At 61.9% G+C, this 25158-nt stretch carries 21 protein-coding genes; 16 read left to right on the top strand and 5 right to left on the bottom strand.

The features are described 5' to 3' along the window. Positions 1-36: 36 nt before the first annotated feature. Positions 37-1449, top strand: coding sequence for a dihydrolipoyl dehydrogenase (gene lpdA, locus EGO55_RS06605; RefSeq protein ID WP_021690851.1), 1413 nt, complete (start codon positions 37-39; stop codon positions 1447-1449). Positions 1450-1699: 250 nt separating this feature from the next. Continuing rightward, entirely contained in the window at positions 1700-3445 is a 1746-nt protein-coding gene (locus EGO55_RS06600) for an N-acyl-D-amino-acid deacylase family protein (RefSeq protein WP_021690852.1), read from the top strand. Positions 3446-3553: 108 nt separating this feature from the next. Here EGO55_RS06600 and EGO55_RS06595 read toward each other — a convergent pair whose 3' ends face one another. After that, positions 3554-4150: a TetR/AcrR family transcriptional regulator gene (locus EGO55_RS06595; protein ID WP_021690853.1), complete on the bottom strand. Its 597-nt coding sequence runs from the start codon at positions 4148-4150 to the stop codon at positions 3554-3556. 94 nt (positions 4151-4244) lie between these two features. Next, entirely contained in the window at positions 4245-4700 is a 456-nt protein-coding gene (locus tag EGO55_RS06590) for a nuclear transport factor 2 family protein (RefSeq protein ID WP_021690854.1), read from the bottom strand. 382 nt (positions 4701-5082) lie between these two features. Here EGO55_RS06590 and EGO55_RS06585 point away from each other — a divergent pair, with 382 nt between their 5' ends. The 3 genes from EGO55_RS06585 (at position 5083) to EGO55_RS06575 (ending at position 9645) form a co-directional block, all read left to right on the top strand. After that, entirely contained in the window at positions 5083-7368 is a 2286-nt protein-coding gene (locus tag EGO55_RS06585) for a TonB-dependent receptor (protein WP_021690855.1), read from the top strand. Positions 7369-7461: 93 nt separating this feature from the next. Then, positions 7462-9084, top strand: coding sequence for a GMC family oxidoreductase (locus tag EGO55_RS06580; RefSeq protein ID WP_021690856.1), 1623 nt, complete (start codon positions 7462-7464; stop codon positions 9082-9084). A gap of 33 nt (positions 9085-9117) precedes the next feature. After that, entirely contained in the window at positions 9118-9645 is a 528-nt protein-coding gene (locus tag EGO55_RS06575) for a VOC family protein (protein ID WP_021690857.1), read from the top strand. Between the two features lie 4 nt (positions 9646-9649). Here the strand turns inward: EGO55_RS06575 and EGO55_RS06570 are convergent, their stop codons facing one another. Beyond that, positions 9650-10105 (bottom strand): Lrp/AsnC family transcriptional regulator, encoded by a 456-nt coding sequence (locus EGO55_RS06570; protein WP_210766662.1) that lies wholly within the window; start codon positions 10103-10105, stop codon positions 9650-9652. 114 nt (positions 10106-10219) lie between these two features. On the opposite strand from EGO55_RS06570, the gene phhA reads away from it, so the two are divergent. The 9 genes from phhA (at position 10220) to EGO55_RS06525 (ending at position 19876) form a co-directional block, all read left to right on the top strand. Next, positions 10220-11092, top strand: a complete 873-nt coding sequence (phhA, locus tag EGO55_RS06565) for a phenylalanine 4-monooxygenase (protein WP_021690859.1) — start codon at positions 10220-10222, stop codon at positions 11090-11092. Further along, positions 11089-12198: a 4-hydroxyphenylpyruvate dioxygenase gene (hppD, locus tag EGO55_RS06560; protein WP_174391307.1), complete on the top strand. Its 1110-nt coding sequence runs from the start codon at positions 11089-11091 to the stop codon at positions 12196-12198. Before phhA ends, hppD begins: the two co-directional genes overlap by 4 nt. Further along, the gene (locus EGO55_RS06555; protein WP_040716394.1) at positions 12198-12767 is read left to right on the top strand and encodes a VOC family protein; all 570 of its coding nucleotides are present in this window, start codon (positions 12198-12200) and stop codon (positions 12765-12767) included. The genes hppD and EGO55_RS06555 overlap by 1 nt, the downstream gene beginning before the upstream one ends. Further along, a complete protein-coding gene (maiA, locus tag EGO55_RS06550) occupies positions 12768-13415 on the top strand; it encodes a maleylacetoacetate isomerase (RefSeq protein ID WP_021690862.1) in 648 nt (215 codons plus the stop codon). A 64-nt stretch (positions 13416-13479) separates the two neighbouring features. Continuing rightward, positions 13480-14910 carry a succinylglutamate-semialdehyde dehydrogenase gene (astD, locus tag EGO55_RS06545; protein WP_040716352.1) on the top strand — a complete coding sequence of 477 codons (1431 nt, stop codon included), beginning with the start codon at positions 13480-13482 and terminating at the stop codon, positions 14908-14910. Beyond that, positions 14898-16115 (top strand): hydrolase, encoded by a 1218-nt coding sequence (locus EGO55_RS06540; RefSeq protein ID WP_021690864.1) that lies wholly within the window; start codon positions 14898-14900, stop codon positions 16113-16115. Before astD ends, EGO55_RS06540 begins: the two co-directional genes overlap by 13 nt. Next, positions 16112-17140, top strand: coding sequence for an arginine N-succinyltransferase (locus EGO55_RS06535; protein WP_021690865.1), 1029 nt, complete (start codon positions 16112-16114; stop codon positions 17138-17140). The genes EGO55_RS06540 and EGO55_RS06535 overlap by 4 nt, the downstream gene beginning before the upstream one ends. A 4-nt stretch (positions 17141-17144) precedes the next feature. Further along, positions 17145-18401: an N-succinylarginine dihydrolase gene (locus tag EGO55_RS06530; protein ID WP_021690866.1), complete on the top strand. Its 1257-nt coding sequence runs from the start codon at positions 17145-17147 to the stop codon at positions 18399-18401. Positions 18402-18529: 128 nt separating this feature from the next. Further along, the gene (locus EGO55_RS06525; protein ID WP_021690867.1) at positions 18530-19876 is read left to right on the top strand and encodes an MFS transporter; all 1347 of its coding nucleotides are present in this window, start codon (positions 18530-18532) and stop codon (positions 19874-19876) included. A 22-nt stretch (positions 19877-19898) separates the two neighbouring features. On the opposite strand, the gene EGO55_RS06520 is transcribed toward EGO55_RS06525, so the two are convergent. Next, a complete protein-coding gene (locus EGO55_RS06520; RefSeq protein ID WP_021690868.1) occupies positions 19899-20237 on the bottom strand; it encodes a hypothetical protein in 339 nt (112 codons plus the stop codon). Between the two features lie 174 nt (positions 20238-20411). Continuing rightward, complete coding sequence (locus EGO55_RS06515; RefSeq protein WP_021690869.1) at positions 20412-21422, bottom strand: NADP-dependent oxidoreductase; 1011 nt, start codon at positions 21420-21422, stop codon at positions 20412-20414. Positions 21423-21570: 148 nt separating this feature from the next. Between EGO55_RS06515 and EGO55_RS06510 the strand changes: the two genes are divergently transcribed. Both EGO55_RS06510 and EGO55_RS06505 read left to right on the top strand, forming a co-directional pair. Next, the gene (locus EGO55_RS06510; protein WP_021690870.1) at positions 21571-24015 is read left to right on the top strand and encodes a TonB-dependent receptor; all 2445 of its coding nucleotides are present in this window, start codon (positions 21571-21573) and stop codon (positions 24013-24015) included. A 76-nt stretch (positions 24016-24091) separates the two neighbouring features. Further along, a complete protein-coding gene (locus EGO55_RS06505) occupies positions 24092-25099 on the top strand; it encodes an NADP-dependent oxidoreductase (protein ID WP_040716356.1) in 1008 nt (335 codons plus the stop codon). Positions 25100-25158: the final 59 nt, after the last annotated feature.

Below are 25158 nucleotides of genomic sequence, written 5' to 3'. Positions count from 1 at the left end.
TAATTCCCGTTTATCGGGCAGATGCGGAGAACGGCAGTGAGTGCAGACTATGACGTCATTGTTCTGGGATCGGGCCCGGGTGGCTATGTAGCGGCGATTCGTGCTGCGCAGTTGGGTTTGAAGACGGCGATTGTGGAGCGGGAGAACCTTGGGGGCATTTGCCTGAACTGGGGGTGCATTCCGACCAAGGCGCTGCTGCGTTCGGCTGAAGTGTTTCACCAGATGCAGCATGCCAAGGACTATGGTCTGGCGGCGGACAATATCACGGCCGATCTGGCGGCCATTGTGAAGCGTTCGCGCGGGGTGGCCAAACAGCTCAATCAGGGCGTCACACACCTGATGAAGAAGAACAAGATCACCGTCCATATGGGCGAAGGTACGCTGGTCGGCCCTGGCCAGCTTGCGGTGAAGGGCGAGAAGGGCAGCGAAACGCTGAACGCCAAACACATCATCGTGGCCACGGGCGCACGGGCGCGCGATCTGCCGTTTGCCCCGGCCGATGGCCAGCGGGTGTGGACCTATCGTCATGCGATGACGCCCCCTGAAATGCCGGGCAAGCTGCTGGTGATCGGTTCGGGTGCGATCGGGATCGAATTTGCCAGCTTCTACAACGATATCGGCGCGGAAGTGACAGTTGTGGAAATGATGGACCGGATCGTGCCGGTGGAAGATGCCGATGTGTCGGCCTTTCTGGAAAAGGCGCTGACCAAGCAGGGCATCACGATCCAGACGGGGGCCGCGCTGGAAGACCTGAAGGCCGATGCCAAAGGGGTGACTGCCCGGATCAAGGGCAAGGACGGCAAGGTCGAGACATCCACATACAGCCATGTGATTGTGGCGGTGGGTATTCAGCCGAATACGGAAAACATCGGGCTGGAGCAGCTGGGTGTGAAGCTGGACCGCGGGTTTATCCAGATTGACGATTATGGCCGCACGGGCGTGCAGGGCCTGTGGGCGATTGGCGATTGCGTGCCGGGCCCCTGGCTGGCGCACAAGGCCAGCCATGAAGGGGTGACGGCGGCCGAAGCGATTGCGCAGGAACTGGGCAACAAGGATGTCCATCCGCATGGGCTGGACCGGAACAACATTCCGGGCTGCACTTATTGCCATCCGCAGATTGCCTCTGTCGGGCTGACCGAAGCGAAAGCGAAGGATGCGGGCTACGACGTCAAAGTGGGCAACTTCCCGTTTATCGGCAATGGCAAGGCGATCGCGCTGGGCGAGCCGGAAGGGTTCATCAAGACGGTGTTCGATGCGAAGACCGGCGAACTGCTGGGCGCGCATATGATCGGTGCGGAAGTGACCGAACTGATCCAGGGCTATGTCGTGGGCAAGCAGTTGGAGACGACCGAGGCCGAACTGATCCAGACCGTCTTCGCACACCCCACACTCAGCGAAATGATGCACGAAAGCGTCCTGTCCGCCTATGGACGCGCGATCCACTTCTAGGCCACTTCCAGGCCATCTCTGACAGCAGGCGGGAACGGGATGATCGAGGGGGGCGCGATGCCGCTCGATCATCGCATTTGGATTAACACTGCGTAAATGCACAGAAGCTTGTGCAGACCTGAGTCTAAAGATACACTCCCGTACCGAAAACGCGGACGCACAGATTCACGCAGATTCTGCGGAGACGAATGTGCAGCCTGCGGATGAACGAACAGAACACACAAAACAGTTCAGTTGGGAGAGTTGAAAAATGTCTGATTTGCTGATCAAGGGCGGTACCGTCGTCGATGGAACGGGGGCGGCTGCGTATAAGGCAGACGTCCGGGTCAAGGATGGGATCATCGCGGAAATTGGCGAGGATCTGCGCCCCGATGGTGAAAAAGTGTACTTCGCGGACGATTGCTACGTCACGCCCGGCTTCGTCGAAAGCCACACCCACTATGACGCCACGATGTGGTGGCAGAACGATCTCGATCCGCTGCCCGGTTACGGGGTGACCTCGATCATCATGGGTAACTGCGGTTTTTCGGCGGCGCCGATCTCGCGCGAGGAAGCCGCACGCAACGAGATGGTCAAGATTTTCGCCTTCTTCGAAGATATTCCGGAAGGTCCGTTCCTCCAGAACCTGCCGTGGGATTGGGAAAAGTGGTCGGAATACAAGACCTCGATGATCAAGCATGTCCGCGTGCCGGCCAACTATGCCGCCTTTGTCGGCCATCTGGCGCTGCGCCTTGCCGTGCTCGGCCTTGAGGCATGGGACCGTGCGGCCACGCCGGCTGAAATCGCCAAGATGGCCGAACTGCTCGACGATGCTCTGGCCGCCGGTGCGCTCGGCATGTCGGACAACCTGTTCGACCACGATGGTTCCGATCGTCCGGTGCCGACCCTGCTGGCTGACGATGCCGAATTCGAAGCGCTGTTCGATGTTCTCGAACGCTATGAAGGCGTCAGCTATCAGGTCATTCTGGACATCTTCACGCGCAAGACCGCACCGCAGATGCTCGAACGCGTCGCCCGCCTCACCAAAGGGCGCAAGCTGCGCATCCAGACGGCGGGTACGATCGCCACGCTCGACTTCCAGAAGGATCTGGCCGGACCGCTTGAAAACCGCATGATCGAGATGCAGGCCGAAGGCTATGACATCTGGCCGACCGCATCGCATGTCGCGCCGACCAACGTCCTGTCGATCGTCAAATCGCTGATCTTCGCCCAGTCGAACGACTACGTCTGGCACGAAGTGGTGATGGCGGACGATCACGAAGAAAAGCGTCGCCTGCTGGCCGATCCCGAATGGCGCGCCCGCGCCCGCGAAAGCTGGGACACCAAAGCTTGGCAATGGGCCCCGATGAACAACCCGCAGCGTCTGGAACTGATCAATTCCGATAACGGCGTTGGCCCGGTCAATATTACCTTGGCCGAATTCGCCGAAAGCCGTGGCCTGCATCGCAGCGATGCCATGGCGCAATGGATTCTCGAGAACGGGATCCTCTCGACCGTCCACATGTCGCCATTCCCCAAGGATGAGGAAATGACGACCCGCTGGATGACCAACCCGATGTCGGTCGGCAATGTCACCGATGCCGGTGCCCATGGCCAGATGCTGTGTGGCGGCGGCGAGAACGTCGAACTCATCACCAAATACGTGATGCAGGACAAGCGCATCAGCCTCGAACAGGCCGTGCATATCCTCACCGGCAAGCTGATGAACTTCTTCGGGTTGACCGATCGCGGGGAACTGAAAGTTGGCAAGCGCGCGGATATCACCGTGTTCAAGCTGGACGAGATCAAGCGTCGCGACATGATCAAGGCGTTTGACGTTCCCGATGGCAAGGGTGGCCACACGTGGCGCTTCACCCGCGAACCGGCACCGATGCGCCTGACGATTGTCAACGGCGTGGTGACGTTCGATGGCAAGAAGTTCACGGGCGAAATGCCGGGCCAGTTCCTGAGCCCGGTCGCCAACGATCAACTGGCGCAGGTTGCAGCCGCCGAATAAAGCCGCGCGGTATCGTGCCGCGTCATGACGAATGCTTGAGGGTCGGGCCGGTTAAATGGTCCGACCCTTATTCTATGCGGCGGACACCCGCCCGGTTGCCCGATCCGTCTATTCGGGACGAGGCCGGGCCAGGTTGCTGGACAACAGATCGTGTAGCATCTGTTTCTGGCGCTTTGCCGGCCAGGCCTTGCGATCCTGTGCGACCAGCGTCGCGATCCCATTGATATAGACCTGAATTTCTGTGGCGGCGGCGCGCGGATCAATCGCGGGGTCGATCGCACCGATTTCCTGCGCGCGCATGACGATTTTTGCGAACAGCGTGTTGGCGCCCGACGTGCCCGCAGACCATTCGTCGCTTACCGACGGGTTTTCCGGCGCCATGCCCCAGAACGCAAAAAAGGTGTGCCAGTCACGCCACCGTTCTTCCGTGGTGGGGAGCAGGATTTCGAGGCACGCGCCCAGGCTTTTGCCGCGGTCGAGCGCGTCCTGCAGTGTCTTCTCGGTACGGCTGCGTGCGGTCTGGTGGGTGAAGATCAGGATATCGAGCTTGCTGCGGAAGTAGTGGGACACGACAGTCGTACTGATGCCCACTTTTTCGCTGATGTCACGGATGGTCAGCGCTTCCACGCCCCGTTCGTAGACCAGTTGTTCGACGATGGCGGCGATCGCCAGCCTTCGTTCCTCGTGATCCACTTTCCGGGGCAAGCGTTCTTCTCCTGCAAGCGTTGTTGCGCCACCGGATAACGCATGTTCCGGGTCGTGGCGAGCCGGGCGCACAGGCCCGGCCCGGTGCGACAGGTCAGGCGTGTGCGTGGACTGCGGTAACCGATGCGGGCATCGGCAATTGCGGCGCTTCGTAGAAACGTGTGAAGCGCCATTCCCCGTCGGCCGATTTTTCCAGATCGAGATCGTAATAGACGTGCACCAGCACATCGGTCCCCGTCTGCGACCGGCCCATCCCGGCGATATAGGCGCGAATGCTGGCCGTATCACCGTCATACGCTGTCACGTAGAAATTGCTCATCGTGTGCATGTGATGGCTCATGGTTTCGAAAACTTTCGCGTAGAATCCGCGAATGGCATCCGATCCTTGGTAGACATCAAGCTGCAATCCCGAGAGATCGAGAATCGCATCGTCGGCAAAGCAATCGACGATCCCGTCGATGTCCGACAGCGAATCCACCATGGTGCAGTAGTTGATCAGCGCATCTTCCAGTTCGAAGCGTTCTTCGACGGGTACTTTTACAGATCGCATTCTTCCTTCTCCTCTCACCGGGAACGGGATGCCGGGCCTGCCGCGGTGCTGCCACGACGGGAAACGGCGACCGGATAAATCAGTCACATGACTCGTGTGAAGATTTTTATAAGACAATGTTTCACTAAAAAAATAGCAGGTCAAGGTGATCAAAAGGAGAGTGGGAGCGAAAGCGCCGGTCTGTATCATGAGGCGATCAGAGCGATGTTTTTTGCATTATGCATCTGAAATAAAAGTATTTTGGGAGTTTCGGGCGCGAGCCCGAACGCAACGCCAGTTGGAACAGGAAGCGTCCGACGTTGTGCGCAGTGACGAACAGCGCATGGCCGGTCGGCATTCTCGCGCAGCAGCGCGGTTCCATGGCATGTGGAGAGGAAGCCGAATGCATCCGCAACGTTACTGTTACAGTTCCGCTATCGCCCTCGCGGCATTGATGGCCAGCCCGGCAATGGCGCAGGAAGCCAGCGAACCGGTATCGTCAGGCGGCGGTTTGCAGGAAATTGTCGTGACCGCGCAAAAACGGGCGGAAAGTTTGCAGGATGTGCCGATATCCGTGTCGGCGGTGTCGGGCGCGATGGTCGACAGTCTCCATGCAACCAGCCTCAAGGATCTGCAGGGCACGGTGCCCAATATTCAGATCAACAATTTCACCAATACGCCGAACAGCGCCGTTTTCACCATTCGCGGTATTGGCGTGATCGAACCCGATCCGTTCGCCGGCAACACGGTGTCGATCGTTCAGGACGGGGTGCCGCAGTACTTCTCCATGGGCGCCTTGCTGGACCTGTTCGATGTCGACCGGGTGGAAGTGCTGCGCGGCCCGCAGGGGACGCTGTTCGGCGCGAATACCACGGGCGGGGTTGTCAATGTCAGCACGGCCCAGCCCACCGGTGAATTCGGGGGCAAGGCCGAAGTGACCATCGGCAATTATGATCGTATTGACGTCAAGGCGGCGATCGATGTTCCGGTGGTCGAGGATGTGCTGGCGGCGAAGGTGGCCGTCATGCACAGCAGCCGCGATGGCTTCTATACCAACATCGTCGACGGTTCGGACATGGGCAGCCGCAATGTCACGGCGGTGCGCGGCTATCTGAAGTATACGCCGACTTCCGATCTGAACATCACCCTGTCGGGCGAATATGGCCGCGCCCGCAATGGCGCGCCGGTGGTCGTCAACGGGTCGGTTCCGGGGGATCTCCTCTATGCCGCCCCGGGCACGGTCTATCCGGGCCAGAAGCTGCCGATGTACCAAAGCCCATGCCGGTCCACGACAGCGCCCTGCAAGGCCCCGAACAAGTATTATTCGGCGAACAGTTCGGTCCCCGATATCGGGAACATGGATACCTATCGCGCGACTTTGACGATCGACTGGGATAACACCGGGATTGGCGATCTGACCGCGATCACCGGGTACAAGCATTTCGATCTGCTGGAATATACCGACAACGATGCCACGGCCAATCCGGCGTTCCAGCTCGATACCTATCGCCACACCAAGGGCTGGCAACTGAGCCAGGAACTGCGGACATCGGTCGATCTCAACGATTCCATCAACGTTCTGCTGGGCGGGTTCTATCTCAAGACCCATTACGATCACTTCGCCAGCCTGATCCTCGAATTCGCGTCGCCGGGTTTCAGCCAGGTCAACACGCAGAAACAGGACAACTGGTCGGGCTCGCTGTTCGCGCAGACCTTTATCGATGTGTCTGACAAGCTGCGCCTGCAGGGCGGTATCCGTTATACGCACGAAGAAACCGAAATGCTGGCGGGGACGGAGAATTTCCTCAATCCGGATGGTCCGGGTCAGTTCTTCGGTTCGCCGTCGATTGGCGGCTTCGATGTCAAGCGCAAGAAGTCGTGGGACAAGCTGGGGTGGAAGCTCGGCTTCGACTACAAGGCGAGCGATGACCTGCTGCTCTATGGCTATTATGCCCGCGGGTTCAAATCGGGCGGCTTCGTCGGCCGGATTTCCCAACCGCAGGATATCGGACCATACGGCCCGGAAACGGTGGACACCTTCGAAGCCGGTCTGAAAGCGGACTGGTTCGATCGCCGCCTGCGCACCAACCTGTCGTTGTTCTACACGATCTACAAGGACATGCAGGTCACGCAAAACTACATTCTGGACGGCGATGGCCCGACCCAGATCGGCACCTCGATCTTCAATGCCGCGCAATCCACCATCAAGGGCTTCGAACTGGAAGTGACCGCTCTGCCGGTGGATGGGCTGACGCTGAACGGCACGCTGGCCTATCTCGATGCGAAGTACGACAAGTTCCTGTTCTTCAATTCGCTCACCGGCGATTATGACGATCTCAAGGGCTATCGTTTGCAGAACTCGCCCAAATGGGCGGCGACGCTGGGTGCGACCTATGAGTTCGCCCTGTTCGGCGGCACGGCCACGATGGGGGCCGGTTATTCCTACACCGCGTCCAAGTTCCTGCAGGGCCTGACGAACACCCCGATTGTCCACATTCAGCCGACGCATCTGGTCCGTGCCAATATTGGCTGGAAACCGGAAAACGAACGCTGGTCGATCGAACTGTGGGGCAACAACCTGTTCGACAAACGCTATGTTGAAGCGGCCACCTGGAACACCGGCCTGTTTTCGCAAGTCGCCTACAAGGCCCCGCGCGAATACGGCCTGTCCTTCCGCTTCAACTGGTGATCACGTGCTCCGGTGCCGGGTTCGACGGCACCGGAAAACCCGTTCCCGGTGCCACCTCCTCCCGGCACCGGGAACGCCTTTCGAGGATGCGTAATGAACGACAAGGTCTATGATTATATCATCGTCGGCGCCGGGTCGGCCGGATGCGTTCTGGCCAATCGTCTGTCGGCCGATGGGCGTGCGCAGGTTCTGATTATCGAGGCGGGCGATCGCGATACCAATCGCTGGATTCACATCCCCAAAGGCGTGGCCAAACTGGTCAACAGCCCCGACCATATCTGGGCCTACACCGTATCACAGCCGCGTGTGGAAGGGGGCGAAGCCAACGAGGTCTGGATCAGGGGCAAAGGGCTGGGGGGGTCTTCATCAATCAACGGCATGATCTGGAGCCGGGGGCAGGCGGAAGATTACGACGAATGGGAACGGCTGGGGGCGACCGGATGGAACGCCGCCACCATGCTGTCGGCCTACAAGGCGATTGAAGATCATGAACTGGGGGCCAGCGACACGCGCGGGGCGGGCGGCCCGGTGCATATCAGCCCGGGCACCTATCACTATCCGCTGACGGAAAACATGGTCGAGGCCGGGGTGCAACTCGGGCTGATACGCACGGACGATCTCAATGCCATCTCGGGGGACCGGGTCGGCTATTACGCGCACAACATTCGCAAAGGGCGCAGGGACAGTGCGGCCGCCGCCTTTCTGAAGCCCGCGCTGTCGCGGCCCAATCTGGATGTCCTGACCCGGACGCTGGTCGAACGGGTGGAAATTTCCGGCGGGCGCGCGACGGGCGTGGCTGTCCGGCAGGACGGGCGGCGTTTCACCATCGCCTGCCGGGGGGAGGTGATCCTTTCTGCCGGTGCGATGGAAAGCCCGCGCATCCTGCAACTGTCGGGTATTGGCCCGGCGGAGCGGTTGAAGGCGGCGGGTGTCGATGTGGTGGTCGACAGTCCCGATGTGGGCGGGCGCATGCGCGAACATCTGGCCTTTGCCATGCCGCACCGGCTGCGCGGGGGCGGGGGCAGCCACAAGGCGTTCTTCGGCGCGGGTCTGGTGAAAAGCGTGCTGCAATATGGCCTGACCCGGGGTGGCGCTCTGGCCACCGGCCCGTTCGAGGTCGGGGCGTTTGTCAATGTCGCGCATCCTGACGGGCGGCCCGATGCGCAGCTCTATCTGGGCGGCTACGTGTTCGCGCTGAGCGATGACAATCACCCGGTGCCGCTGGCGGCGATCGATCGGGAACCCGGCATTTCGATCTATGGGCAACTCTTGCGGCTGACCAGCGAAGGCACGCTCTACATCCGGTCGCCCGATGCCGGGGCCGCGATGGAGATCACCCCGAACTGGTTGCAGACGGATGAGGACAAGGCTGCGGCCATCGCCATGGTGCGCTATATGCGCCGCTACATGGCGCAGCCGGCGCTGGCGGATAAGATCGTGGCCGAAATGCTGCCGGGCCCCCAGTGCCAAAGCGATGACGAGATACTCGACGCCTTCCGGCGTCTGGCAACCTGTGGGCTGCACGCGACCGGATCGTGCCGTATGGGCAGCGATAATCGCGCCGTGGTGGATGCGCAGGCCCGCGTGAACGGTGTGGAAGGGTTGCGTGTGGTCGATTGCTCGATCATGCCGGGCACGGTCACCGGCAATACCAACGCCCCGGCGATGGCCGTAGGGTGGCACGCGGCGGATATGATCCTGCAAGCGGCGCGTTGAGTGCCTGCGGCAACCGGAAGAAAGGCGATAACAATGGGCGATCCTGTATATCCAGTTCGGCAAATTGCCTACTTTGTCCCCGATGTGCGCGAGGCGGCGCAGCGTCATCATGCGCTCTACGGTTCGGGGCCCTATTTCGTCGCCGATAACATCCCGCTTGCCCGCGTGCTCTATCGCGGGGCCGAAGTGGAACTGGATCACAGTTCGGCCTATGGGCAATGGGGCGATCTGATGATCGAGTTCGTGCAGCAGAACAATCCCGGCCCGTCCGTGTTCCATGATGTCTGGCCCGATGGCGGGGAAGGGATGCACCATGTGGCGCTGATCGTCGACGATCTGGCCGCCGCGCGAGCCCATTTCGAAAAGCAGGGCATGGCCTGCGCGCTCTATGCCGAGATGATGGATGGTTTCGCCTTTATCATGATGGATGCGGTCGCCCGCTATGGCCACATGATCGAAATCTACGAAGGCACGCCGACGCTCACCGGGTTCTACGCCATGGTGCGCAAGGCCAGCGTGGGTTTCGACGGGACCGATCTGATCCGTTCGATACGGTTGTAACCGTTCAGTCGAGCGGAACGGACTGGAGCGATTTTATCGCCTCCAACGCGATGATCGATTTCACATCGCGCACTCCGGGAATGCGGACGAGCGCTTTCAGGGTCGACTGGTTCAGGTGATCGACGTTGCGCGCGATCACATGCAACAGGTAGTCCATGTCACCGGTCACCGCGTTGCACGATACGACATAGGGATTGGACAGGATTTCCTGTTCGAACCGGTCGATATTCTCGTCGTTATGCGTCTCAAGATTGATCAGCACATAGGCATCCAGTTCGAAGCCCAGCTTGCGCATGTCGAGAATGGGGGCATAGCCCCGAATGATGCCGTCTTCCTCAAGATGTTTGAGCCGTCGGCTGACCGGTGTGGCGGAAAGCGAAACCCGCTCCGCGATTTCCGCGATCGGCATGCGCGCATCATCCTGCAGCGCGGCGATGATAGCTCGGTCAAATCGGTCCATGGGCATATTTCCCCCAAGACTTGCTGATATATTGGAGAATATCACTAATAGTGGTGGCAATCCATGCGTGGATTGCACGGACCCCGCGTCTGATTGGTGATATGATCATGCCCTATGGAAAGGCCATGCTCAGCCCAGAGCACCAGCGGCCTTCGCGGTGATTACGAGGCCGCCGCTGCAGATTATACGGTCGTACAGGACTGTGCGGCCTATACCCCTGATATGCATGACCGGTGGCGGCGTCTCTATGCCCGGCAAAGCGCATTGGCCGGCCAATACGCCGCGCCGCAGTTCCTTTCCGGCCTGCAGCGGCTGGATTGCGCCCATGCCATCCCCGACTTCGATCAGGCAGGCCATATTCTGGAGGAAGCCACCGGCTGGCGGCTGGTGGCCGTGCCCGGTTTCATTCCCGATGCGTGCTTTTTCGCCCATCTCGCCGGGCGGCGCTTCCCGGTGACCTACTGGCTGCGCGAGGAGCGCGAACTGGATTACCTCGTCGAACCGGACGTGTTCCATGATTTCTTCGGCCATGTGCCGATGTTGCTCGATCCGGTGTTTGCCGATTTCATGGCGGCCTATGGCAAGGCGGGGGAACGGGCGACTGCGATGGGCGCGCTGGACATGCTGGCGCGGATTTACTGGTACACGGTGGAATTCGGCCTGATCGATCAGGGGGCCGGGCTGCGCGCGTTCGGTGCGGGGCTGGTTTCTTCCGCCGGGGAGATCGTCCATAGTGTCGAGAGCCCACAGCCGCTGCGTCTGCAATTCGATGCGGTGCGTATCCTGCGCACGGCCTATCATATCGATGCGTTTCAGAGCTGCTACTTCGTGCTCGACAGCCTCGAACAGCTGATGGGCGATCTGGTCGCGCTCGATTTCGGGCCGATTTACGCAGCATGGCGTGACAGTGCGCCCTTGCCGCCAGACCGGATCGTGGATGGCGATCGCATCTATGTACCGCAACCGGCGGTGGAGTGGGTGCGGTGAGGGGGCGGCTGGCCAATCCGATCGGGCTGGACGGGTTCGAGTTCATCGAATTTTCCGCGCCGGAAAGGGGTGTGCTGGAACCTGTTTTCGCGGCGATGGGCTTTTCCTGTATCGCCCGCCATCGTTCGAAACATGTTGCGCTGTGGCGGCAGGGGGAAATCAACCTCATCACCAATTACGAGCCACGTTCCCCCGCCTGGTGCTTTTCGCGCGAACACGGGCCCAGCGCCTGCGGGATGGCGTTCCGGGTGAAGGATGCGCACCGCGCCTATGAGGAACTGGTCCGGCGGTCCGCCGAGCCGGTACTGATTGAGACCGGACCGATGGAACTGCGCCTGCCGGCTATCCGGGGCATTGGCGGGGCGATCATCTATCTGATCGATCGTTATGAAAGCGAAGGCAACGGGGCCTTGTCGATCTACGATATCGATTTCGCGTACCTCCCCGATGGGGAGCGTCATCCGGTGGGGGCAGGCCTGCGCCGGATCGATCACCTCACCCACAATGTCTATGGCGGGCGCATGGCCTATTGGGCCGATTACTATGAGAAATTGTTCAATTTCCGGGAAATGCGCCATTTCGATATCAAGGGCGAATATACCGGCCTGTTATCGCGGGCACTGGCCGCACCCGATGGCAAGATTCGCATTCCCCTGAATGAGGAGGGTGAGCGCGGGCATGGGCAGATTGACGAATTTCTGCGCCGGTTCAACGGCGAAGGTATCCAGCACATCGCCTTTGCCTGCGACGATCTTGTCGCCGTGTGGGATCGGCTCAAGCAGGCGGGCGTGCCGTTGATGGCCGCGCCGCCCGATACCTACTATGCCATGCTGGACGATCGTCTGCCCCGGCATGGCTGCGATGTCGCGGCGCTGCGCGCACGGGGCATCCTGCTGGATGGCACCACCGCTGCTGGCCCACCCCGGTTGCTGCTGCAGATTTTTGCCGAACCGGCGATTGGGCCGGTGTTTTTCGAGTTCATCGAACGGCGTGGCGACGAAGGCTTCGGTGAAGGCAATTTCCAGGCTCTGTTCGAAAGTCTGGAACGCGATCAGCTCCGGCGCGATGTATTGCAGAGAGATGGGCCGAAGGAGACGGCGCGATGATGGGCGAGGATGCCGTGCGGGCTGCGCAGCCTTCGCTGGGGGGAATTCATCACGTCGCCTATCGTTGCCGCGATGCCGCGGAAACCGTGGCGTTCTACCGCGATGTGCTGGGCATGGATTTCAAACTGGCCATTGCCGAAGACAAAGTGCCATCGACCGGGGAACCCGATCCCTACATGCATGTCTTCCTCGATGCGGGCGGGGGCAATGTCCTGGCGTTTTTCGAATTGCCGCAGGCGCCGGACATGGGCCGGGACGAGGCGACGCCGGGCTGGGTCCAGCACATTGCCTTCAAGGTGCCCGATATGGCGAGCCTGCTGGCCGCGAAAGCGCATGCGGTCGATCGCGGGATCGATGTGCTGGGGCCGGTGCATCACGGCATTTTCCAGTCGATCTATTTCTTCGATCCCAACGGCCACCGCATCGAACTGGCCTGCGATATGCATACGCCCGAACAGATGGCCGAACTGCATCGCGTGGCGCCCGCCATGCTGGAAGAATGGGCGCGAACGCGCAAGGCGCCGCGCCATGCCGCGTGGCTGCACGATCTGAGCGAGAGGGAGGGCTGAGTGCGTCTCTATGCCTATTACCGCAGTTCCACGAGCTATCGCGTCCGCATCGCCCTGAATATCAAGGGCCTGCACTATGATATCGTCCCCGTCGATCTGCGGACCGGGGAACAACGCGGGGCGGCGTTTCGCGCGATCAATCCGTTTGGCGGGGTGCCGGTGCTGGAGGTGGATGGGCGGCGCTATATGCAATCGATGGCGATCATCGATTGGCTGGAAGAACGCTATCCCGATCCCCCCTTGCTGCCGCCGGGGCCTGAAGAACGTTATCACGCGCGGGAACTGGCGCTGGGTATCGCCACCGAACTGCATGCGCCGCTCAACCTGCGGGTGCAGCACTATCTCAAGAACGAGCTGGGCCAGAATCAGGCGGCGATCGACCGCTGGTACCGGCATTGGCTGGCGCAGACGCTCGGGCCTGTCGAGCAGCGGCTGGCGGCGCTGGGGGCGGGGGATTTCCTGTTCGATACGCCGGGCCTGTTCGAAACCGTGCTGATCCCGCAGCTCTACAATGCGCGGCGGTTCGCTTGCGATCTCGATCCCTGGCCCCGCATGCGCCGGATAGAGGCGGCCTGTCTTGCCTTGCCCGTTTTCGCCATGGCCCATCCGGACAGGCAGCCCGACAGCCCGCAGGAGGCCATGCCATGACATGGCCGTCCCCCGGATATATCCGTGTAGGCCGGTTGTCCGCGCCCACCGGCGGGGCGAAGGCATGACAGGGGTGTTCCGTTCTCTGGACCCGGCCAGCGGGGACATGGTGTGGGAAGGCCCGGCGATGGGGCCGCAGGCGGTGGCCCGCGCAGTGGAAACCGCACGGCGTGCCTTTCCGGCGTGGAGCATGCGCGATCAGCCGCAAAGAACAGCGCATGTTCTGGCGTTCCGCGATGCTCTGCAGGCGGGTGCATCGGAGATGGCCGAGACGATTGCGCGCGAAACGGGCAAGCCCTTGTGGGAAGCGCAGCAGGAAGTCGGATCAATGATCGGCAAGATCGATCTGTCGATCGCCGCGCAGGGGGAAAGGGCGGGGCAGCATCATACCCCCACGGCCTTTGGCGCCGCGGTGCTGCGTCATCGCCCCTATGGGGTGATGGCCGTGTTCGGGCCTTACAACTTTCCGGGCCATTTGCCGAACGGGCACATCGTGCCTGCCTTGCTGGCAGGGAACACCGTGGTGTTCAAACCGTCGGAACTGACCCCGGCAACCGGTGAGGCGATGGCCATGGCCTGGGCCGAGGCCGGTCTGCCGGAAGGGGTGTTCACCGTGGTGCAGGGTGGCCGGGATACGGGCGCGGCCCTGGCGCAGGCGGATATCGACGGGCTGCTGTTCACCGGTTCCGCCGCAACAGGTGCGCATTTCCGGCGCCAGTTCGCCGAACGGCCCAAAGTGATCCTCGCGCTCGAACTGGGGGGCAATAATCCCCTGATCGCATGGGATGGCGATCTGGCGGAAATGGCCGCGATCATTGTCCAGTCCGCCTATTTGACGACGGGCCAGCGCTGTTCCTGCGCCCGTCGCCTGATCGTGCCCGACGGATCGTTCGGCGATGCGGTGATCGATGCGGTGGCCGCGCTGAGCGACCGGCTGGTAATCGGGGCGTGGGACGAAACGCCCATTCCATTCATGGGGCCGCTGGTTTCTGCCGAGGCCGCGGCCAAGGCCCGGGCACAGGTCGATTGTCTGCTGGCACTGGGCGGTAAAGCCCTTCGCCCGCCGGGCGGGCTGGCGGGCAGAAGCGCGGCCTTCGTCAAGCCGGTCCTGCTCGACATGACGGGGATCGCCGCACCGGATGAGGAGATTTTCGCCCCGGTCCTGCAAGTGACCCGCGTGGCGACATTCGATGGGGCGCTGGCGGCGGCCAATAACACCCGCTTCGGCCTGGCCGCCGGGCTGGTGAGCGAGGACGATGCCTTGTGGCACAGGTTCGTTACGGGCGTGCGGGCGGGGATCGTCAACCGCAACCGCCCGACCACGGGGGCTGCGGGGGCGATGCCGTTCGGCGGCCCGGGCGATTCCGGCAATCACCGCCCGGGCGGCTGGTATGCGGCGGACTATTGCGCCTATCCGGTCGCCAGTTTCGAGGCCGCCGTTACCGAAGGGAACCTGACCGGTCTGGAAGCGATGCTGCGGCCATGCCCGGATTGACGCTGCCCGAAACCCGTCTCGTGGACCACATCGCCCCACAACCGATACGGGATCACGTGCTCGATTGGGCGGGGGTCAACAGCGGTACTGACAATCTGGCGGGGCTGGCGGCGATGGCGGGGCGGTTGGCGGATGCCTTTTCCGTGTTACCGGGCGAGGTTTCCCTGCTCGACCCTGCGCCGGTGGCGATGGTGGACGGGCAGGGGCATATGGTCGACCGTGCGCATGGCAGGCATCTGCATGTCTCGGTCCGGCCCGATGCCGCGCGCCGGATCTTGTTGACCGGGCATATGGATACGGTGTTTGCCGCCGATCATCCGTTCCAGCATTGCACATGGCTGGATGAAGGCACGCTGCGCGGCCCGGGCACGGCCGATATGAAAGGCGGGATCGCCCTGATGCTGGCCGCCTTGCAGGCATTTGAGCGGATGGGTGCAGGCAGCCCACCGGCGCTGGGCTATGACGTGCTGATCAACAGTGACGAGGAAACCGGCTCGCTGGCATCGGCCCGGGCGTTGCGCGAACTGGCGGAGGGCAAGTGTGCGGCGCTGACCTATGAACCCGCGTTGCCCGGTGGCGATCTGGCGAAGGACCGGCCCGGATCGGGCAATTTCACTGCGGTGATCCGGGGGCGATCCGCCCACGCCGGGCGCAATCCCGAAGACGGGCGCAATGCCCTTGTCGCGGCCGGCGATCTGGCTCTGCGCCTCTATCGCGCAAGGCGCGCTGGGCTGGCGATCAATCCGGCGAAAATCGATGGCGGCGGGCCCAACAACCTGGTGCCCGATCTGGCTGTGCTGCGGTTCAACATGCGCCCGGCAGACGATCATGCCATGGCGGCGGCGCGCGCGCTCATCGCACGGGCGATAGATGATGTGGCACGCGATCATGATGTTGCAGTGGCATTGCACGGCGATTTCGGGCGGCCACCCAAACGGGGCGATGGCGGGACCGGGGCACTGGCCACATTGGTTTCCGCCGCGGCCCGGGATCTCGGCCTTGCCATGGGATGGCGGGATACGGGCGGGGTTTGTGACGGCAACAATATCGCGGCCTGCGGCGTGCCGGTGATCGACACCATGGGGGCCTGCGGCGGGAATATTCATACGGATGAAGAATTCCTGCTGGTCGATTCACTACGCGAACGGGCGCAGCTTTCCGCGCTGGTCCTCTCGCAGCTGGACAGGGGAGAGGCGGTTTTATGACACGGGTGGTGCGTCCGATCCGCTGCGACGATCTCGATCCGCTTTATCGCATGGCCCAAAATACCGGGGGCGGGTTCACCAATCTGCCAGCGGATCGACCGACACTGCAACAGAAGGTGGAACGCGCCTTGGCCTGTTTCAGCCGGGATACCGATGCACCCGATAACGAACTGTTCCTGTTCGCGCTGGAGGATAGCGCAAGCGGGGCGGTGGACGGCACTTGCCAGATTTATTCGAGCATCGGGGCGAATTGGCCGTTTTACAGTTACCGGATCGGCGCCCTGACGCAGGTAAGCAAGGAACTGGGCCAGACCTTCCGCGCCGAAACGCTGACCCTGTGCACCGATTTGGATGGCGCGACCGAAGTGGGTGGGCTGTTTCTTGAACCTGGCGCGCGCGCCGCAGGGGCGGGCAGGCTGCTGGCGCGCGCGCGGTATCTGTTCATCAAAATGCATCGCCCCCGCTTTGCCCCGCGCACGATTGCGGAATTGCGCGGGGCGCTGGATGCGGCAGGCAGTTCCCCCTTCTGGGATGGGCTGGCGGGGCGTTTCTTCGGCATGCCGTTTTGCGAGGCGGATGCCTTTAACGCGGTGCATGGCAACCAGTTCATTGCCGATCTGATGCCCAAGCATCCGATCTACACCTCGATGCTGCCCGATAGCGCACGGGTGCAGATCGGGGTGCCGCACCAGTCGGGGCAAGCGGCGATGCGCATGCTGGAACGGGAAGGGTTTGCGTTCGACTGCTACATCGACATTTTCGATGGCGGCCCGACCATGATCGCGGAAACCGACCGGATCGCCACGATCCGCGATGCGCAGGGTTCGCGGATCACCCAAATTGCGGAGCTTGGGAATGGTGGGGGTGACGGCATCAGCCATCTGATCGCCACCGGGCGCCTGCACAGCTTCCGCTGTTGCCGCGGGTTGATGCATGTGGCGCAGCACGGTGCAACGCTGGATCGCGCGGCGGCCATCGCGCTCGATGTGGGCGTGGGCGATACGATCGTGCATGTGGCGGACTGAGCCGATGCTGCGCGAAATCAACTTCGATGGGATGATCGGGCCGAGCCACAACTTCAGCGGGCTCAGCCCCGGCAATCTCGCCGCGACCCACAATGCCGGAACGCTATCCCACCCGCGCGACGCGGCCTTGCAGGGTATTGCCAAGATGCGCGCGGCCCTTGCTCTCGGGTTGGTGCAGGGCATTTTGCCCCCGCACGATCGCCCCAATATCCGCTGGCTCGATCAGTTGGGCACGGCCATGGCCAGTGCCGGGCCAAGGCTGCGGTCCGACGCACTGTCCGCGTCGGCCATGTGGGCGGCCAACGCCGCCACAGTTTCGCCCGCCCCCGATACGGCGGACGGGCTTTGCCATCTGACAGTCGCCAATCTGCAAACCATGGCCCACCGCAGCCACGAGTGGCCACAGACGCTGGCCCAGTTGCGCATCGCCTTTGCCGATAGCCGCCATTTTGCGGTCCATGGTCCCATTCCCCCACCCTTCGGCGATGAGGGCGCGGCCAATCATATGCGGCTGGCGTCATCGCACGATGCGCATGGGGTGGAACTGTTCGTTTATGGTGTGGGCGGCGGGCCCTATCCCGCGCGGCAACACCGCGAGGCGAGCGAGGCAATCGCCCGGATTCACCGGCTCGATCCGCGCCATGTGCTGTTCGCCGAACAGTCCCCGGCCGCCATTGCTGCCGGAGCGTTTCACAACGATGTCGTTGCGGTGGCGAACGAGAATGTGCTGCTGGTCCACGAACAGGCGTTCACCGACATGGATGCGGTCTGTTCGGCCTTGCAGGAACGGCTATCATCGGTGGTGATCGAACAGATTCCCGCCGCCACGGTCAGCCTCGATGATGCGGTGGCGACCTATCTGCTCAACGCCCAACTGGTGACCTTGCCCGAAGGCGGCATGGCGCTGATCGTGCCGAAAGAAGCGCACGACCATCCGCGCGTGGCCGCATGGCTGGGGGCGCTGCTGGCCAAAAACGGGCCTGTCCGCCGGGTGGTGCCGGTCGATGTGCGGCAGTCGATGGCCAATGGTGGCGGCCCGGCCTGTCTGCGTTTGCGGGTGGTGGCCGATCCGCAAACGATCGACCCCCGGTTTCTGGTCGACCCCGCACGGCTGGATCGGATCGAGGCCCTGGTGCGCCGCTTGTGGCCGGTGTCGATTGATCCGGGGGCGATTGGCGATCCCGCGTTGTGGCGGGATTTGCGCCGGGCACGCACGGCCTTGCTGGAAGAACTGGGCCTTTCGGAACTTGACCGGATGTGAACGGCGATGTCACGCAAACGCGGCACCCGGCCCGGCTTCAAGGGGCGCCGATCCGCCACGGCTGGCCCTTGATCAAACGGCTGCTTGCTGCGACAGACCCTGTCCGGGGATGATGAGGGTGTCGCATAATGAAGCATGAGGAACAGGCGGATCTGCCTTATCTGCGCAAGGTCGTGGGGGCATCGATGGCGGGTACTGTCGTCGAATGGTACGAGTTCTTCCTCTATGGCACCGCCGCGACACTGGTATTCGGCAAGCTGTTCTTTCCCCAGACCGGCAACGAACTGGATGGTGTGATCGCCGCCTTCGCGACTTATGCCGTCGGTTTCATCGCGCGGCCGCTGGGCGGGATCGTGTTCGGGCATATCGGCGACAGGATCGGGCGCAAGTCGCTGTTGCAGTTCAGCCTTGTGCTGATTGGCGTTTCCACGTTCCTGATGGGCTGTCTGCCGACTTTCAGCACAATCGGGTACTGGGCGCCCGTGCTGCTGGTGCTGCTGCGTTTCATCCAGGGTTTTGCACTGGGTGGCGAATGGGGTGGGGCGGTGCTGCTGGTGGCCGAAAATAGCCCCAATCACAGCCGTGCGTTCTGGGGCAGTTTCCCGCAGGCGGGGGTGCCGCTGGGCAATCTGCTGGCGACGGTGGTCCTGCTCGTGCTTTCCGCTTTCCTCAGCGAAGATGCGTTCCTTTCCTGGGGCTGGCGCGTCGGTTTCTGGCTGTCGGTCGTGATTGTCGCAGTGGGATATTATATCCGCACGCAAGTGACGGATTCGCCGATTTTCGAAGCGGCCAAGGCCGAAGCGGAAGAACGGGCCCACGAAGGCTATGGTCTGGTTGAGGTGTTCCGCCGCTATCCGCGCGGGGTGTTCACCGCAATGGGCCTGCGGGTGGGTGAAAACATCCTCTATTACATGGTGGTCACCTTCTCGATCACTTACCTTGCCTATATCGGGGTCGATACGACGGATATCCTCGCGCTGCTGTTCTGCGCGCATATCCTGCATGTGCTGATTATCCCGGTATTCGGCGCGCTGGCTGACCGGATCGGGCGCAAGCCGGTGTATATGTTGGGGGCCGCGCTCACCATGCTCTGGCCGTTTCTGGCTTTTCCCATGTTCATGACGGAGCGGCTACCCATCATCCTCGGGGCTATTTTTATCGGCATGATCGTGCATGCGCTGATGTATGCCGCCCAACCCGCCCTGATGGCCGAGATGTTCCCGACCCGGATGCGCTATTCCGGGGTTTCGCTGGGCTATCAGGTCACGGCGATCTTTGCCGGATCGTGGGCGCCGCTGATCGGCACCGCTCTGCTGCGGGAATACAACCACTGGACGCCGATTGCGTTCTACATCCTGGGCGCCGGGTTCATTTCGCTGGTCTCCGCGATCGTGATGCGGGAAAGCAGGGGGGTGTCCCTGCTGGCGATCGATCGCGAGGACCGCCAGCGCAGCATGCAGGCCGCCGCCGGATAAACGGCGCGATCGGGTGTGATGATTATGCGGGCAGGTCGCGCATCCGCAGGCGGGTGATGGCTTCTTCCACGGCGGACAGGCCACCGTTTTCGAGATGTTCGGCCAGCCGGGCGCGCAGGCGTTCCTGCCGCTGCGCCTTGTGGCGGACGTCAACCTCGTGGCTGAACCATGGGGCCCATGATCGCCGGGCCAGTTTGGTCTGCTGGACATGGGCGGCAATCACATCTTCCGCCACCGCCAGCAGATCGGCCCTGCCGTGGATGACCACGTCGTGCATCCCCTTTGCCCCGTCGACCAGGCCGCGCGACTGATGGCGCGCGATGCTGTTGGCGATCAGTTGCGCCAGTTGTTCGGGGTCCATGGTCCTGCCTTCTGCGCCTGCCACCTGTCCGCTTGGGGTAAGCGAATTGTCGTCGGGCAACGCTTAAGCAGCTTTTGCCGCCGGGCGGGAGAGCGCGGCATCGTAAAGTTGCGAACAGTTTCGGATGGATGATGCCCACCCGACAGCTATCGGCAGGTGGATCGGGCGGATTACCTAGCTGCCGACCCTGACGATGGTCTTGCCGATGTTCTTGCCCGAAAGCATGCGCTGATAGGCGACCAGCACCTGGTCGAGGCCGTCGGTTTCATCGAACCGCATGACCAGTTCCCCGGCATCGGCCCAGGCCCGCAATTGCGGCAGGAATTCGCTGCCGCGATGCAGGAAATCGGGAATGAAGAAACCTTCCACCCGCAGGCGCCGCATCAGGATCTGGTCAAACCGGGCCGGGCCGGGCAGTGGCTTGTCGGCATCGTAACCGGCCACCATGCCGCAGATCGCAATACGGCCGTAATGGGCCATGTTGGGCAGGACCGCATCGAGGATCGGCCCGCCGACATTGTCGAAGAAGGCATGGACCCCGCCTTCGACACGCGCCAGTTCGGCCGCGACATCCTGATTGCGATAATCGATGGCGATAGCGACGCCGATATCCTCCCGCAGGTACCGGCATTTGTCCGGCCCCCCGGCAATGCCGATCACCCGTGCGCCAAGATTGCGCCCGATCTGGCAGGCGAGACTGCCGGTGGCGCCCGCTGCAGCGGAGACGACCAGCCATTCGCCCGGCTGCACGGCGGCCACTTCCTTCACGCCGACGAAGGCCGTCCAGGCATTCATGCCAAGAGCGCCGAAATGCTGCCGGACATCGGTGATGCTGTCATCCACGATCTCCAGCCCGGCAAGATCGGGCGTGACCGTGCTGAAATCGGCCCACTGGCCAAAGCCCCGCACCAGCGCCCCTTCTGCAAACCGGGGGTCGCGGCTTTCGCACACGCGTCCCAGTGTCAGCCCGATCATCGGCGATCCCAATGGCAGCGGCGGCTGGTAACCGTCGGTGCGCGGGCTCATCCACATGCGCGTGCCCGCATCCATCGACAGCCAATCCGCGCGAATACGCACGTCCCCTTCGTTCAGCGGCGCAAGCGGGGCGGATTGCAGGCTGAGCGCGGCATCGAAATCCTGGCCTTCAGGATGGCGATCGAGACGCCAGAATCGATTGAGGGTCATGATCGTCTCCCTGATTTCTCAAAGGGGTGCTGCCGGGTCGGACGCAATCGAAAACCTAGTGAAAAGTATAGGTCTAGTCATTTTGCGAGGGGAGATAGAAATTATCGGATAATAATATGACGCACTTTCATGGGGAGGAGCCTGGAAAATGCGTATCGCAAGATGCATTCTTTTGGCGTCGAGCATTCTTGGCGCAAATATTATCGCACAACCTCTGCTGGCTCAGGACAGTCAAGAAGCCAGAACTGGTGGTCTTACTGACATCGTTGTAACGGCACGTAAACGCGAAGAAAGCGCGCAGTCTGTCCCGGTGGCGGTCACGGCGCTTTCGGCGGAAGTTCTGCAGAAACGCGATATCACCAGCATCGAAAAGATTGCCGCGGCAACGCCGAACCTCAACGTGGGGCGTGCTTCCAACGGATCGGGCGCGCAGTTGACCCTGCGCGGTATCGGGTCCTCCTCCACCTCGATCGGTATCGAACAATCGGTCGCTGTTGTGGTGGACGGCGCCTATTACGGGCAGGGCCGCATCATTCAGGAAGGGTTCTTCGATCTGCAGCGCGCGGAAGTCCTCAAGGGGCCGCAGGCGCTGTTCTTCGGCAAGAACGCAACGGCGGGCGTGATCTCGCTGACGACCAACGATCCGGGGCCGGATCGGGAAATCGTGGCGCGCGCCGGATATGAATTCAAGTCGCGCCAGTATCAGGGCGAATTGATCGTTTCCGGTCCACTCACCGATACACTGGGTGCGCGTCTGGCCATTCGTGGTTCCAAGATGGACGGCGGATACTATCGCAACGTTTCGGTCGACCGGACTTATACCACGCTCGACATTAACGATTATCTGGCGGGCGGCAGTGGCAATCCGATCGGCCATGTCGGCACACCGGCTTCTTCGCCCGCGCCGGGTGAAGATGAGCTGCTCGGCCGGGTCACGCTGAAGTTCGAGCCTGACGATCGCCTGACGATGACCCTGAAGGGCACGTACGACTACAACAAGGTCAACAACAGTTCCTGGAACTATGTGGCCTACAACTGCGGTCTGGCCAGCGGCCTCAGCCAGTTGACCGGCTATGCCTGCGATGACAAGTTCGTCACCCACCAGAACAACATGCCCACCGATATCGCGGCCAATTATCCTTATGCCCGGAAGGATGGCCAGCTTTACAACCGTTACCGGTCGTGGGCGCTGAACGGCAACATCACCTACGATCTCGATAATATCGTGTTCAACTCGGTGACGAACTACAACACCAACAACAACCGCTGGGCTTGCGCCTGCGATTTCCAGACCAGCAACAATGCCACCTGGGCGACGGAAAATTCCACCTGGAAATCCTTCTCTCAGGAACTGCGCGCAACGACCCGGTTCGACAGCGCCTTCAACGGCATGATCGGGGTTCTGTACCAGCGTACGCGGCGTAATTTCGAACAGTACGTGACGTTCGCCGGTTTCCGGGACGACCTTGCGCCCAAGGAGCTGACTTATGTCGCTTCCCAGAAGGAAAGCTTCACCAAGGGCAAGACCCTGGCTGTGTTCGGCCAGCTGACCTGGAAGATCGTGCCCGAACTGGAACTGGCGGGCGGCGTGCGCTACACGCATGAAACCAAGAAGAGCTACTTCGCGCAGCCGTATAACAATCTGGGGCTGACCGGCATCTTCCGCCCGGCGAACGATCCGGACGGTCTGGGTGTGGTGTTCGCGGACCAGACGTTCAACAACTGGTCGCCCGAAGCCACGCTGACGTACAAACCGAACGACAATCTCCTGATCTATGCGGCTTACAAGACAGCATACAAATCGGGCGGGTTCTCCAACGGTGGGATCAACTCGAAGTTCTCCACCGATCCCATGGGTGACCTTACGTTCGAGCCTGAAAAGGCCCGTGGTTTCGAAGCCGGGATCAAGTCCACGCTGATGGATCGCCAGCTTCGCCTGAATCTCACGGCGTTCACCTACAAGTATCTCGATTTGCAGGTGGACTTCTTCAACTCGCCGATCTTCGCCTTCCAGACGCTGACGGCGGATGCGAAGACCGAAGGCGTCGAACTCGAATTCGAATTCGCCCCGCGTGCGGTCAGCGGCCTCAATCTGCGTGGTTCGGTGAACTATACCAAGGCGCGTTACACCAACTTTGCCGATGCACCGTGCTATGCCGGTCAGACCAACGCCGAAGGGTGTTCGCCGGGTGCCCGCCAGAACCTGACGGGGGCTCCGCTGGCGGTTGCACCCAAGTGGACCGGCAACCTGGGCGTTTCGTATGATGGTGATGTCAGCGATACGCTGAAATTCGGTATCAACATCGATAGCCGTTTCAGCGGCAGCTATCTCGCATCGGGCTTCGGCAATGCGGATTCCCGTCAGGGCAGCTACATGACGCTCGATGCCGGTATCCGTTTTGGCGCGTCTGACGATAACTGGGAAATCGCGCTGATCGGCAAGAACCTGACCAACAAGTTCTATGCTTCGGGTGTGGTCGACGGCCCGTCGACCGGGACCACTTCGGGTCTTGCTGTCGGCACCCATGCCGACCAGCTCGGCTTCGGAAACCTGCCGCGCACGGTGCGCGTTCAGGTGACCAAGCGTTTCTGATCGGGCTTGAGGGCGGGCGGGGCACTGGTGTGCTCCGCCCGAAATTTTCTCGGCGGTTATGGGATACACTGCAGATATGAATACTATCCGTCAGATCGTGCTCAACCGCCGCCCCGATGGGGTGCCTGTCGCCGCGGATTTCGGGCTGGCGGAAGCGCCCATGCCGGTGCCCGGCGCGGGCGAGATGCTGGTGAAGATGCGGGTCTGTTCGCTCGATCCGGCGATCCGCGGATTTTTGGACGACCGGCCCAGCTATCTGCCACCGGTGGCGCTGGGTGCGCCGATCAACGGCATGTCGCTGGGCGAAGTGGTGGCATCGAACAATCCCGACTGGCCGGTGGGGACCCTGATCCGCGCGATGGCCACGTGGTCGGATCACTATGTCATCGGTGCTGATGCACTGGGTCTGGAAGCGGTCCATCCGATGCCCGGCAATGATCTGTACCACTATATGGGCGCGCTTGGCCCGGTCGGGCTGACGGCATGGGTCGGCTTGTTCGCTGTCGGTCAGGCGAAGGCGGGTGAAACCGTGGTGATCAGTGCGGCTGCCGGCGCCACAGGATCGACCGCCGGGCAGATTGCCAAGGCGCGGGGATGCACGGTCATCGGTCTGGTCGGATCGCCGGAAAAGGCGCAAACCATCCGTGAACTTGGGTTCGATGCGGCGATTGATTATCGCGCCACGCCCGATATCGCGGCGGAAATCGCCAAAGCCGCGCCGGAAGGCGTGGATGTCTATTTCGACAATGTCGGCGGTGAAACGCTGGAAGCGATTCTGCCGCTGATGCGGTTGCATGGCCGGGTGCCGGTGTGCGGTATGATCGGGCAATATAACGATGCCGATCATCCCTATGGCGTGAAGACCCTGTGGCAACTGGTGGTGAACCGGATCCGGATGGAAGGGTTTATCACGTACGATTATCCCGATGTCCTGGAAGAGGCGCAGCGCGAACTGGATGCCTGGGTCGCTGAAGGGAAATTGCGCCCACTCGCCAATGTGCGGCAGGGTTTCGAAACATTGCCCGAAGCGTTTATCGACCTGATGTCGGGCCGCACAATCGGGAAGACGCTGGTTCTCGTCTGATCTGCGGGCAGGCCCCATACACCTGATGATGGCGCGCGTCCGATAATGCGGTGCGCCTC

It is taken from the genome of Caenibius tardaugens NBRC 16725 (assembly GCF_003860345.1).
Classification (GTDB): Bacteria; Pseudomonadota; Alphaproteobacteria; order Sphingomonadales; family Sphingomonadaceae; genus Caenibius; species Caenibius tardaugens.
Note: the sequence above shows the minus strand (reverse complement) of the source record. Positions and strands in the feature narration are given on the sequence as shown.

Coding starts and splice junctions, on each gene's coding strand:
- EGO55_RS06600 (WP_021690852.1), top strand. CDS start 1,700: ATGTCTGATTTGCTGATCAAGGGCGGTACCGTCGTCGATGGAACGGGG.
- EGO55_RS06590 (WP_021690854.1), bottom strand. CDS start 4,700: ATGCGATCTGTAAAAGTACCCGTCGAAGAACGCTTCGAACTGGAAGAT.
- EGO55_RS06585 (WP_021690855.1), top strand. CDS start 5,083: ATGCATCCGCAACGTTACTGTTACAGTTCCGCTATCGCCCTCGCGGCA.
- EGO55_RS06580 (WP_021690856.1), top strand. CDS start 7,462: ATGAACGACAAGGTCTATGATTATATCATCGTCGGCGCCGGGTCGGCC.
- EGO55_RS06575 (WP_021690857.1), top strand. CDS start 9,118: ATGGGCGATCCTGTATATCCAGTTCGGCAAATTGCCTACTTTGTCCCC.
- EGO55_RS06570 (WP_210766662.1), bottom strand. CDS start 10,105: ATGGACCGATTTGACCGAGCTATCATCGCCGCGCTGCAGGATGATGCG.
- phhA (WP_021690859.1), top strand. CDS start 10,220: ATGGAAAGGCCATGCTCAGCCCAGAGCACCAGCGGCCTTCGCGGTGAT.
- EGO55_RS06555 (WP_040716394.1), top strand. CDS start 12,198: ATGGGCGAGGATGCCGTGCGGGCTGCGCAGCCTTCGCTGGGGGGAATT.
- astD (WP_040716352.1), top strand. CDS start 13,480: ATGACAGGGGTGTTCCGTTCTCTGGACCCGGCCAGCGGGGACATGGTG.
- EGO55_RS06540 (WP_021690864.1), top strand. CDS start 14,898: ATGCCCGGATTGACGCTGCCCGAAACCCGTCTCGTGGACCACATCGCC.
- EGO55_RS06535 (WP_021690865.1), top strand. CDS start 16,112: ATGACACGGGTGGTGCGTCCGATCCGCTGCGACGATCTCGATCCGCTT.
- EGO55_RS06530 (WP_021690866.1), top strand. CDS start 17,145: ATGCTGCGCGAAATCAACTTCGATGGGATGATCGGGCCGAGCCACAAC.
- EGO55_RS06525 (WP_021690867.1), top strand. CDS start 18,530: ATGAAGCATGAGGAACAGGCGGATCTGCCTTATCTGCGCAAGGTCGTG.
- EGO55_RS06520 (WP_021690868.1), bottom strand. CDS start 20,237: ATGGACCCCGAACAACTGGCGCAACTGATCGCCAACAGCATCGCGCGC.
- EGO55_RS06515 (WP_021690869.1), bottom strand. CDS start 21,422: ATGACCCTCAATCGATTCTGGCGTCTCGATCGCCATCCTGAAGGCCAG.
- EGO55_RS06510 (WP_021690870.1), top strand. CDS start 21,571: ATGCGTATCGCAAGATGCATTCTTTTGGCGTCGAGCATTCTTGGCGCA.
- EGO55_RS06505 (WP_040716356.1), top strand. CDS start 24,092: ATGAATACTATCCGTCAGATCGTGCTCAACCGCCGCCCCGATGGGGTG.